This is a genomic window from Apilactobacillus apinorum (assembly GCF_001281175.1).
GTDB lineage: Bacteria > Bacillota > Bacilli > Lactobacillales > Lactobacillaceae > Apilactobacillus > Apilactobacillus apinorum.
Genome location: NZ_KQ440395.1, coordinates 296,853 through 310,003, shown reverse-complemented (window position 1 = coordinate 310,003; position 13,151 = coordinate 296,853). Strand labels below are relative to the sequence as shown.

The following is a 13,151-nucleotide window of genomic DNA, read 5'->3' as shown; positions in this document are numbered from 1 at the left end:
AAGTAGACAAATTATCTATTCTTAATGCTTTCTTTAATTATTTTCATCTTTATTTGCGTTATAATGAAAGAAATAAATGCAAAGGAGTATCATTATGAATTTTTTCCTAAATTCCAGTTTTAATGCTAAAAACTCTGGGATCGAACATGCCCAATTAAAACGTGCGAAGCTATTCGAAAAATTCGGCGAAGACTATCGACTAGTTTTCCGTGAATGGAATCCATTGCTTCACTACCACTTAAACAAAAATGGGATTGAAGATAAGTACATCTTAAATATATTTGATTACTTCCAAGAAGCCCTTGATTTAGAAGCAAAACCACTAAAACCGAAAGATATTGAATTTGGTGTGGATAACCTTACTTATGACAAAGATAAAGAGCAAAACAGAATTATCGTCTATAGTAACAAGCAAATTGTTGGTCGTATCAATCTATTTGATAAAGAAGTAACCGACGAAGACCTAGTTAAGTCTGTAGAATTATTTGACGGATTCTCTAACTTATATCGCGTTGACTTTTATGATTACCGCGGATTCTTATCAATGGCTCAATGGTACACACCTGACAACAAAATCGCGACCGAGACATGGTACACGCCAGATGGACGCCCTGCTGTTGAAGATTATTTTAGATTCAACGCAGCAGGCAAACTAGAAAAATCTGGTTTTAAAATCATTCGAAAAGATGGTGCCGTTAGAACTCATAACAATATCGTTGGTGTCATTAAAGATTTCTTAGAATCAATCAATGTAGAATTCATGGACAAGAATAACCCTAACATTTATGTTATGGATCGTTCTGACTACTTTGAAGAAATTCTAGAAAACCTAAACTCACCTACATACACAGTATTACATCTTCATAACTCACATGCAGGTGATGCACAAAAAACTGATACATCAATCATGAATAACAACTATGAATATTCATTAACTGATGCAAACAGATATGACGCCATTGTTAGCGCGACCGAAAAGCAAACTAACGATGTTAAAAAGCGTTTTAATCCTGCCATTGATATGTTTACGATTCCGGTAGGGGTAATTAAAAACGAAGACCTTCAACAAAAACGAGTGCCAATGGCTAATCGTAAAAAGCACAGCATTGTTGTAACCGCTCGTGTTGCTCCTGAAAAGCAAATCAATAAGATTATTGACGCCATGGGAATGGCCAAGAAGGAAATTCCAGACATTAACATGGAAGTTTACGGATACGTTGACCATTCTAATGATGACGTGGCGATGAAACGTATCAACGCATCCCTAGACGAATACGACCTTCGCGATGCCGTTAAACTACACGAATACACTAATGACGTTGCCGCTGTTCAACGAAACGCACAAATCTATGCGCTAGCTTCTGTCATGGAAGGTTTTAACTTAGCCTTAATGGAAGCTCAATCCCAAGGTGATGTTGGAATTACCTTCGATACTAATTATGGTCCAAATGAATTAATTGTGAATGACGAAAATGGTTACGTCGTTGATTATGACGACACTAAGGCACTTTCAGACTGTATGGTTAAGTTATTCTCTGATGACGATTTATTACAATCAATGTCTGATAAGGCTTATGAACTATCAAATCGTTTTTCTGAAGACAGTGTTTGGAAAGCCTGGGAAGATTTAATCAATTCTGCTAAAAAAACTTGGCAAGACAAACTCAAAACATATCATAGCGACATTACTCAAGGTCTAAATGACATGGAACATAAGGAGGCTTAATAATGACCAAGCAATATCTATTCGTAAATGAAAACATTTTTACATTCAATTCCGGAACAGAATTCTCGGCCATGAATCGAGCTAAATTATTTAAGAGGAATGGTGTTGATGCCAAGATTGTTACTAGAAACTTCAATCCTAGTTTGCACCAAGAAATCGAAAAATATGGAATTGATGACGACCAAGTATTAAACATGTACGATTATTTTCAAAATCAAACTGGTAAGAAAAACCATCATGAATACTTACGTTACTCTTCTGTTGTAGATAAACATGACTATAAAATCAACGGAGTGGACAACAATACTTCATACATTGAACGCTTAGGTCAACGGATCGCCAAAGTATCGATTTTCCCACTAACCATTGGTGAAATTGGTAATATCGAATACTATGACAACTTTGGAAATATTTCTAGCCAAGACGTTTTTGATTATCGTGGTTTTAAGTCCAAAGAAATTTACATGCACCCTGCTGGCGGAATTGGTCATGAATTAGTCTTTGATAAGAACGGCAAAGTCGTAATTGAAATCACTCATATGAATGTCGGTGATCGTGTCCTACCATCAATGTACAAGTTATTAGATTACAAAGGTAAGACTTATCGTTTTAATACTGAAGATGATCTTTTCGCCTTCTTCTTGGAAGAAATCAGCGATGAAAACACAGTCATTATTAACGACCGTCCATCATTAACCCCAGTCATCGCTAACTTAAATACTGATGCTACTAAGTATCAATATTTACACAATGTCCATACTGAAAATGCTTCTCAAGCTGGAAACAATAGTGCAGTCTTATTTAACAACTTATACCCACTATTCGATGAATTCTTTGGTAAGTTTGCAGGAATAATCGTGCCTACGGATAAGCAAAGAAAAGACCTAGAAAAGCGTTATCCAATGGGTAAGTTCTACAGTATCTTTGATTCTGCTTTTGATTTGAAAGCTAACATCAAACCGGTAAACACCCATAATATCACTTATTTAGGCCGTGTCTTCAGAGACAAGAATATTAGTGAACTATTAACTATTATTCCGGCAGTTCAACAACAAGTTCCAGATGTTCACCTAAATATCATGGGATATTTCGAATCAGCTGATTACAAGAACGAATTAGAAGCAATAATCAAACAGCTAAAAATCGAAAACGCTGTCTCTTTATTGGATTACAAAATTGAAGCTGAAAAGGACAATATCTTATACAATACTTGTGTGTTAGTTCAAACTTCATTAGGTGAAGGTCTTAGCATGTCATTAGTTGAAGGACTTAGCTATGGTTTACCTGAAGTTGCTTACGATGTTAACTATGGACCTAACGAAATCATTGAAAATAACGTTAACGGTTTCTTGGTCGAACCTAAAAATATTACTAGTTTAGCAAACCGTGTAATTGAGATTTTAAACAATCAAGATACCTATGATCGTATGCATGATCAAGCAATTACTAAATCAATTAAATTTAATCCTGACAATGTATTTGCTCAATGGGAAACATTTTTCAATAAATAAATCAGTACACAAAAAAGCCCCTATCCTTTTCGGATAGGAGCTTTTTTTATTACTTATGATGTTTTTGCACGAAAGTCTTGTTAGAAGTAATGTATTGACCATTACCGATGTATAGACGAGTAATTCCACCTGTCTTTACAACTTTAACGACTTTTACCTTTTGACCGCGTTTTAATTTTTGAATACGGTTATGTTTAGTAAAGTGCTTACTATCATGTATCCAGGCTCCGCTGGTCTTAATAATTCGATAATCAGATTGGTTATTATTTTCTGTTTGAGCATAGTAACCATTATCGTAATTATTAGGATCAACATATTTTCCTTTTACCTCTAGTTTTAACTTACCTTCGATGTACTTAAAGCCAGTTACTTTGTACACTGTTGCTTTATTTCTTTCGATGTTTAAGCTGTAAACATACTTAGGAACTGCTTGTAACTCTTTATCGGTAGCGACAAAGTTCTTATTAGCAGTTACATATTGATTTTTACCAATGTACAACCTAGTAATGCCCTTGTGGTTAACAACTTTTTGTACCTTAATTTTAGCACCGTATTTAATGAAACGAACACGATTATCTTCACTAAAGTCTTTATCGTCGTGAACCCAGACACCACCTTGATTAATAACTTGGTAGTTAGTAGCTGGTTCTGCTACTGGGTAGTAAACATCATTTTGTTTAATCACGACACCTGGGTTGGCCTTTAGACGAGCAATTTCGGCACGTAATTCCGCAATTTGATCTTCATAAGTCTTAATTAACTTACTGTTATCGTTATCTTTACTACTTAATTGATTCTTCAAGTTATTAATCTCTTCGTTGAATTTCGCAGCTTGACTACTTAAAGCAGCATGTTGGTTATTCATGTCTGCAATCGAAGTTGCTTCTTGTTTAGCTTTTATAATAGCCATTGCATTTTCGTATGAAGATGCTAATGAAGCTTTAAGCGAGTCAGCATCAGATTGTGCGCTACTAATTGCTGAAGATTGAGCTGAACTCAAGGCAGCTGAAGCAGCCGAGTTGGCAGCGCTTAGGTCAGCTGCACTTTGTGATTGAAGTGATGCAAGTTGACTAGCAAATGCAGAACTTCTTTGTGCAGCTTGACTATCAGCAACAGATTGAGCTGAACTAATTGCAGCACTTTGAGCTGCTTGTAAACTAGCTTGCAATGAAGCCATTTCGCTTGCGAATGTTGAGTTCATCTCATTAGATTTAGCTAAGTAATCACTAGTGATTTTAGCTTGTTCTGATTGAGCTTGACTTTCTGCCTTACTCTTAGCATCAGAAGCTGCACTTGATGCGGCACTATCAATGGCCGCTTGAGCTGAACTTCTTTCGGCAGCAATTAAGCTATCATATTCAGATTTTAAGCTTTGTTGAGCAGCCGCGTTTGATGCAGCTAGTTTATCCATATCAGCCTTAGCAGAAGCACTCAATTGATTTCTCAAATCATCAACTGCTTGGTTAGCAGCTTTAGATTGAGCATCGTTTTGTGAGGCGATTGATGCAACCTTACTATCATAAGAATCCTTAACACTATTAGCAACAGATTGAGCATATTGAGATGCCGTTTGTGATGCTAGCGATTCAGCTGAACTGATAATTGATTGAGCTACTGATGAAGCAGCTTCAGAATCAGCCTTTGCCTTACTTTGAGCAAATGATAACGCTTGTGAATTTATGGCTGAAGTAGCTGCTGATTGGACCGCAGCTTGACTCTCAGCAGCTGATTTAGCAGCTGAAACTGCAGCGCTTAGTAATGAATCAGCATTTTTAGATGCTTCAACACTATCACTGTATGCTTTATCTTGTGCTGATTTCAATGCAGCAGCGTTAGATTCAGCGGTTGCGATACTTTCCTGACGGGCAGCTTCTTGAGCTGATGAAAGTGCATCATTCTTAGCTTGTTCAGCAGCTTGACTCGCTGCAATACTATCTGCAGAGGCCTTACTATTGGCTAATGATAAGCTATTTGCATATTGTGAGTTCAATGAATCGATGATAGCTTGAGCATCACTCTTAGCTTTATCTTGGGCAGATTGAACAGCTGAACTAATCTCATCTTGAGCTTTTTGAGAAGCCGCTAAACTATCAGCTGTTGCCTTACTTTGAGCTGATGAAAGCAGATCAGCATTACTTGATTGCAATGCATTGATTTGATTAGCAGCACTATTCCGAGCATCATTTAGTGCAGAATCTAATGCTGATTTAGCATTGTTTGCAGCTGCAATACTTTCAGCCACTGCGTTGCTTTGAGCTGATGCAATTGACGCATTGTAACTACTTTGAAGTGATTGTATCAAAGAGTTAGCAGAGTCTTGAGCAGATTGACGGGCTGAATCTAATGCTGCTTGTTTCACTTCTTCTGCACGTTGAGAAGCATTTGCACTATCTTGGGCAGCCTTATCTTGTGCAGATTTTAATGCTGCTGAATTTGCTACAGATTGATCTAATAGCATTTGGCTTGCGGAACTTTGTGCTGCTAAACTCGCTTGATTTAGCTTATCGTTATAAATAGATTGAGCTTGTTGACTATCTTCTAAAGCCTTTTGTTGAGCAGAACTTAATGCTGCTGCGTTTTGTTGAGATGTTGCAATTGATTGTGCACTTGCTAAACTTTCAGCGACAGACTGAGCCGAACTAATAGCGGCAGACTGAGCTTCAGATGCTGCTTGACTGGCAGCAATCGAAGCTTGCTTGCTAGCAGCTAACATATCATTAATTTTTTGAGCATATGAACTATTTAATGAGCTAATATTATTATCAGCAGTCGATTGGGCGTCCGCTTTCGCTGAAGAAACAGCATCATCCATTAACGATTTAGCATAACTAGATGCAGCAACACTATCACGATTTGCTTTATCTTGAGCATCAGCTAGAGCCTTAGAATTTGCTGATGATAACGATGCATAAACTGAATTTGCTGAGTCTAAAGCACTTTGTTGAGCAGAAGAAATCAAACTATTTTTAATTGATTCTGCTACAGATGAAGCATTTGCACTGTCTTGAGCCGCTTTATTTTGTGAACTTTGCAATGCTTTTGAAGCAGCTTCGCTAGCGGCTGTTGATTGTGCACTAGCTTGTTGACTTGCTATTGATTGAGCTGAATTAATTGCATCTTGAATTGCCTTAGCAGCACTTTGTGAAGCGTTTAATGAATCGTTCTTACTTTGTTGGGCAAGTGAGTCTAGTGCTTGTGAATTTGCAATCGAAGTTGCGGTTGATTGAGCAGCAGCCTGTTGACTAGCTTCTGTTGAAGCAGCATTTACAGCATCTTTAATTGCTTGAGCTGCACTGCTAGCCGCATTCAAACTATCTTGTTGTGCTTTATTTTGTGCATCAGATAAAGCTTTTGAGTTAGCCAAGGATACAGCCTCTGATGCTTGCTTAGCACGTTGTTCTGCATCAGCAACAGCTTGTGATATTGCATTAGATGATGCAATTGCAAATGAACTTTCGTATGAAGCCAACTTATTATCATAATCTACAGCGGCACTAGATGCCTTTTGTTGATTGTCAGCAGTAATACTTGCAATCATACTATTTAAATTACTTAAACTTTGTTGGAAAGCTGTGGATTCATTTGCGTATTGTTTATTTAAACTATTAGCTAGAGTTGCAAAAGATTGAGCAACTGATCTAGCTCGACTGTTTGTAGCAGATACTGCAGCACTATTCTTCTCAGCAGCTGCAGCACTATCAGCTTGAAGACTACTAATTTGACTTAAGTAACTATTCATTAGTGAAGTTGCACTATCTAGTGCGCTTTGAGCTGCAGCACTTGATGCTGTCGATGCATTTTGCAAGTCACTAATTTTTTGGTTATATGAATCTTGAATTGATTGTTGCGCTTGTGATTCAAGATCTTTAGCCTTTGATGCGGCTTCGCTTTGAGCTTGTGAATCTTTAGCCTGTTGTTGAGCTTCACTCGCAGCTTTAGAAGCAGCACTATCAATTGCAGCTGAAGAAGCTTGTGCCGCAGCACTTGATGCCGCTTTAGCACTGTTAATAGTGTCATTATAGCTGTTTTGTAAATCACTTAATTCTTTTTGGTATTTTATAACTTGATCAGAAGTTGCTTTTTGATCACTTTGTAAACTAGAAATAGTTGCCTCATAAGAATCAATTACACTGCTATAACTTGAAGCAGCCGCCACGCTCGCACTGTATGCAGCTTCACTAGCTAATTTACTATCCCCTTGCAAACTTGCAATTGCTGAATCAAATGCACTACTTTGTGCTATTGAGTCTTGAGTAACTTGCGCAAGTGAACTATTTGCTGAATCAAGGTTGGCCTTTAGAGAATTGATTTCAGCATCTCTGTCATCATTCAAACTCTTGATGTATCCACTGTATGAGTTATTTAATGAGTTCTGAGCTGATGAAACAGCATTTCTCTTATCCGCATCAGCTTGATCTGCAGCTGATTTAGAATCATTAATAGCTTTTTGACTCAACGAAGCGATTGCTGATGAATTAGCTAATGATGTCGATAATGATTCCTGTGCGGCTGATGAACTTGCAGCTAAACTAGTTTTAGCTATTGCATCATTAATGGCCGCTTGTGCGCTCGCCGCAGCATTTTCTGAATCAGACTTAGCTTTGGCAATCATATCATCAATGGCCTTTTGGTTAGCTATTGATGTTGCAACTGATTGAGCTGATGCAGAATCACTTGCCGCTTTTTGTGCTGATGCAACTGCATCGTTAGTAGCTTGTTGAGCACTATTTGAGGCGTTTTTAGAGTCATCAATAATTTGTTGTTGCAAAGAATCAATTACACTTTGATTATGTTGAGAAACAGCCGTTGACTGAGCAGCTGCCTGTTTTGAGGCCTCGTCTTGTGCAGTTTGAACAGCACTTTGAATTGCAGATTGGGCACTGTTAGATGCAGCAATCGAATCAGCTGTACTTTTATCTTGCATTTGCTTAATAGTGTTTGAGTTAGCAGTTGATAATGCACTATATTCAACAGAGGCCTGACTTGACGCTACACTCCTTGCACTAGATGCAGCGGATTCAATTGCAGCGGAAGCACTTGATTGTAATGAGGCTAAATCATTAGAACTTTGTTGTTGTAATTGTTCTAACGCTTTGGAATTAGCTGCAGAAACCTGTTCAGCTAGACTAGATGCAGAATCACTAACTGATTTCTGTGCGGATGATACAGCATTATTAATTGCTGTCTGAGCTGAATTAGATGCAGCAATTGAATCCTGTTCAGCTTTTTGTGACAAGCTATCGATTGCTGATTGATTTTGTGATCTTAGATCATCAGCTTCTTTAGCTGCACTACTTTGAGCTGATTGAATTGCTGAATTCATCGCATCTTGATATGCACTAGATTGGTTAGCTAGCGCTTGATCGTTTTGTGATTTCAAACTATTAATAGCATCTTGATTAGATTTTTGAGTTGCAATCGAATCTGCATCTGCTTTAGATTGCGCGATTGATTTTGCGCTAGAAACTGCACTATCAATAGCAGCACTAGCACTGGATTGAGCTGATTGAAGATCTTGTATGCTTTGCGCTTGCAAACTACTAATCAATGAATTGTTGGAGTCTGCAATTGATTTTGCCAATGATGAAGCTGAATCTTTTACGGACTGTGCAACACTATCAACTGCTGACTTAGCACTGGATTGAGCGCTTTGTAATTGAGTATCTGCATTAGATTGAATGTCTGAAATTTGCTTAGAGTTAGCAATTGATGTTGCTGTTGATTCTTCAGCTGCTTTAGTTTCAGCTGATAGACGAGCCGAATCAGCAGCACTTGTAATAGCAGTAGTTGCACTATTTTGTGCTGATTGTAAATCTTGAATGTTTTGTGATTTCAAACTATCGATTACTGCATTGTTAGAGTCGGCAATTGATTGAGCAAGTGAATTTGCAGAACTAGATGCTGATTTCACCGCAGAATCGATTGCATTTTGTGCACTTTGAGCAGCACTTTGTGAATCTGAAATACTCTTTGCATTCATAGAATCAATCAATGATTGGTTCGCACTAGAAGTAGCACTCAATTGAGCAGCATATGAATCTTGTGCTGATTGAATTGCTGAGTTCAAAATTGATTGGGCCACACTAGAAGCATTTTGAGAGTCTTCAATACTCTTAGCGTTCATACTATCAATTCTCTTTTGGTTATCAGCAGCTAACTGATCAGCTTGTGATTTAGCTGCTGATTCTGCATTACTTTTAGCAGTTTGAACAGCGTTTGCTAAATCCACAGCAGCTTGACTAGAAGCAGCCTTAGAATCAGCGATACTTTGTTGTTGGAGAGACTGAATCGCTTGTGAATTAGCAATACTTTGTTGTTGATAAACACTATTAGCAGATGAAGTTAAACTACTAATAGCTGAATCCATTTCTGCCTTTGCAGATGAACTAGCAGCAATTGAAGCAGCTAAATACTGAGCTTGTTGAGCAGAGCTAGAAGCTTGAAATTGCTTAGTTAAAGAGTCAATTGTATTTTGTAAAACAGTTGCATCGGCAGCTGACATTGAAGTTGCCGCTGAACTAGCTGCACTATTAATAGCTGCACTAGCAGAATTTTGTGCCGATTGTAATTGAGCTTGATAACTAGAATTTAATTGGTTCACAGCATCAATATTTTGTTGTGTTAATATTGACATCGAGTTAGCTGCGTCAGCTTTAACACTGTTAACCGCTGATGATTGTAAAGAATCAGCAATTGATTGTGCACTCACAGAATTAGCATAGCTTTGAGCTAACAATTGATTAATTTTCTTATTGTTATCAGCATTGATTTTAGCAATAGTTGCTTGATTAGCAGCATTAATTGAGTTAGTAGCACTTTGGACTGCACTATTTTGGTTAGAAATAGCTTGGCTACTTAATACCGCTAAGCTATTTTGATATTGGTTATTCAAATCAACAATAGCCTGACTATTAGCAATACTTAATGAATTTTGCACTGACTGTGCTGATGATTGTGCTGATGATAAAGTACTGCTAATTGCGGCAGATACTGCATTAGATTTATCTGTAGCAGCAGAACTTTGCAAATTACTAATTGTATTAGATTTGTCAGTAGCTGCTGATGTTTGCAAGCTATTATATGCTGAGTTAGCCGAGTTAATCAATGATTGTGCATATGAAGATGCTGTTTGCGAAGCTAGTAAACTCGCTTGAACTGCTTGTTGAGATTGATTTTGAAGTGCTGTTATTGAATTTTGGAAATTTGCACCTGCAACGGCGGCATTAGATGCAGCAATACTGTTAGCAAGTGATGCAGCAGTAGAAGAAGCTAAACTAATTGCGTTCGCAATAGATTGAGCTACTGAAGATTGAGAACTACTTATATATGCTGCCGCAGATGAAGAGTTAGAAGCTGCTATGGAATCCGCACGTTGTGGTTGAACAGTTACATAAGCCCAATAAACCGGATTTCCACTTGCATCGTTAAAGTGAACAACTTTACCACTCAAATAATATGATGTGGTGTCCAAATTACCATAACTCTTAATCCCAAGTGGATCATTACCATTAATACTAATACCAGTACCAGTACCAACTGCCTTTCCTGTGTAAGAATCATAGAAAGTAACTGACACAGATTTGGATGAAACATTTGGATTTACTAAAATTTGATATTGACCATTAACGTTATTAATTTGACCATTAGCAATGTAATAATTTGCCGAATCCAAAGATCCAGTATCTACTAATTTCGCATTTCCACTTTGATCAATAACAATTGTACCTTGTCCATGATTGTTATTGTTAGAGTCAACAAAATAAACAGGGAGTGTATTTGTGATTGAAAATGGTTTAACTAAAACTTGATATTGACCATTATTACTAATGACTTGATTGTTAACAACATAATAGTTATTAATATTTAAGTTACCGTTATCTACCAGTTTAGGATTGTTATTACTATCAAAAATGATAGTACCTTGTCCTTGAACATTTCCATTCGCATCAACAAAATTGGCACTTTGTGTGTTCCCGACATTATTAGGAGTTACTTCCATAGTAAAGTTATCATCATTAGCATCCTTAATTAATGATGAATTTTGCGTGATATGGTAGTTACTATTACCTAATTGTCCATAATCTACTAATTTGGCTACGCTATTTCCATTTACGTTAACTAGACCTGTGTAAGGATTTCCGTTAGCATCTGTGATGATATTACCTTTATTAGTAAATGTAACTGTTGATGTACGAGCATTCTTAGTAACATTAACTACATATTGACCATTTTGTAATGAAGGTTGAGCCCCTGGGACAACATGATAAGCTGACCCATTAATTGCAGTACTATCTGCTATTGTTCCAGAACCATCAGCATTTACATATACTGTACCAGTTAATACATTATTGTTACTATCAGTTAATTGCGTTCCATTTGGTGTAACAAATGTTAAACTAGCAGTGTTTTGGTCTACATTCATTGCATATTGACCAGCGTTGTTAACATCAGTCACAATTTTAGGATTACTTGGAATGTGATAAACTGTACTACTCAAATTACCAGTAGTGTAGGTATTAGTGATTGTCCCATTATTATTAATATTAACGGTACCTGTTGCCACCAATTGTCCATTACGGTTATAGAAGTTTAATGGGTATGGCTTAGCTGCAGAAGCTACAATCAATTTGTAGTTATAAGTATTTGGATCAACTGTAAGAATTGTCCCAGCAGCTGGCGCAACATACTTAGTTGGGTCTACATTCATATTTAAAACTTGAACTAATGAATTATTGCTTGCATTAATGACAGCCATTCCCATTGCGGTTGGAGCCATTCCAGTACTGTCATTATTAGTTTGAGCAATTGGATTGCCATTAGGATCATACAATTGCACCGGCATTACAAACGTTGGATTAGTTCCCTTAACTTCAATTCTAATTTGTGGACTACCTAAAAAAGTATTTGTCACACCTGAACCGGTAGTAATAACCCATAATTTACCATCATTATTAATATTATTAGGATTGTTTAATTGATTAGAACTAGATGAAGCAACATTAGAGTTATAAATTTGATAATTGCTTGTATTTCCACCCCTCTGTGGTCCCTGGTAACCAAAGGGTGCTCCATTACCTGAAAAAATTTGATTACCATTTTTATCTAGGAAATAAAGCGTACCAAATGTTCCCGAAGCCATCTTTGTACTTAATCCCTGTGCCAAGGCTGCACGGTAATTGGCAGTGTTACTATCAATGGCGCTTTGCGCAGATGATGCCATTTGATCAATAATATTTTCAGCGTCAGATAGATTTGTACTTGTTGTAATTTGGTTATTAGAACTACTACTTCCCATGTTTTCACTTAGACTAGCGTATGAATCCCAGTCTGTTGTTTGGTATACACTAGGAGTGTTATTAGTGGGATTACTATTGGATAAACTATTAATGCTACTTGTAGGAGCAATATTACTGTTAGCACTACTTGAAGTAGCCACATTAGCAGAATTAGTGGAAGTTGATTGTGAAGATGATCCACTAGTGTATGTTGCAGCTGAACTATTTTGTCCGGCAACAACTACTGTCTTACCACTGTTTACATATGCATGTGCGTTTACATTTCCATTAGTAAGAGTAAATCCAGCTGCACCAAAGAAAGCAAAAGAAGAAACAGATACTACTACCCAATTCTTTTTAACCTTCTTTAATATCTTCTTGTCATTAATTTTTCTAATTTTTTGTTTGTTGTATTTCACAGAGCTCACCTCACAATTATTCCAATTATCTAATACGTACATATTACATCAATTTTTTTGACAAGTTAATCAAAAAGTGATGTCTTAATAAAAATTTAAAAAACTTAATAAATCGTAATCTTTTGCCACATTACACCCTTATTTTCATTAATAAAAATAATTATCGTTATAAGAAATGTATAAAAAAAGACTCACTAACAAGAATTATTGTTAATGAGTC

Annotated in this window: 3 protein-coding genes; 2 read left to right on the top strand and 1 reads right to left on the bottom strand. The window is 36.8% G+C overall.

Annotation, left to right across the window (positions count from 1 at the left end):
* Positions 1–94 precede the first annotated feature (94 nt).
* Positions 95–1,726: a glycosyltransferase gene (locus RZ74_RS01075; protein ID WP_053949612.1), complete on the top strand. Its 1,632-nt coding sequence runs from the start codon at positions 95–97 to the stop codon at positions 1,724–1,726.
* A gap of 2 nt (positions 1,727–1,728) precedes the next feature.
* Positions 1,729–3,237 (top strand): glycosyltransferase, encoded by a 1,509-nt coding sequence (locus RZ74_RS01070; RefSeq protein WP_053949611.1) that lies wholly within the window; start codon positions 1,729–1,731, stop codon positions 3,235–3,237.
* A 49-nt stretch (positions 3,238–3,286) separates the two neighbouring features.
* On the opposite strand, the gene RZ74_RS01065 is transcribed toward RZ74_RS01070, so the two are convergent.
* Positions 3,287–12,931, bottom strand: coding sequence for a DUF5776 domain-containing protein (locus RZ74_RS01065; RefSeq protein WP_053949610.1), 9,645 nt, complete (start codon positions 12,929–12,931; stop codon positions 3,287–3,289).
* Between the last annotated feature and the right edge of the window lie 220 nt (positions 12,932–13,151).

What these genes read in the sequence shown, in the direction of transcription:
- RZ74_RS01075 (WP_053949612.1), top strand. Translation starts at nt 95, where the DNA reads ATGAATTTTTTCCTAAATTCCAGTTTTAATGCTAAAAACTCTGGGATC.
- RZ74_RS01070 (WP_053949611.1), top strand. Translation starts at nt 1,729, where the DNA reads ATGACCAAGCAATATCTATTCGTAAATGAAAACATTTTTACATTCAAT.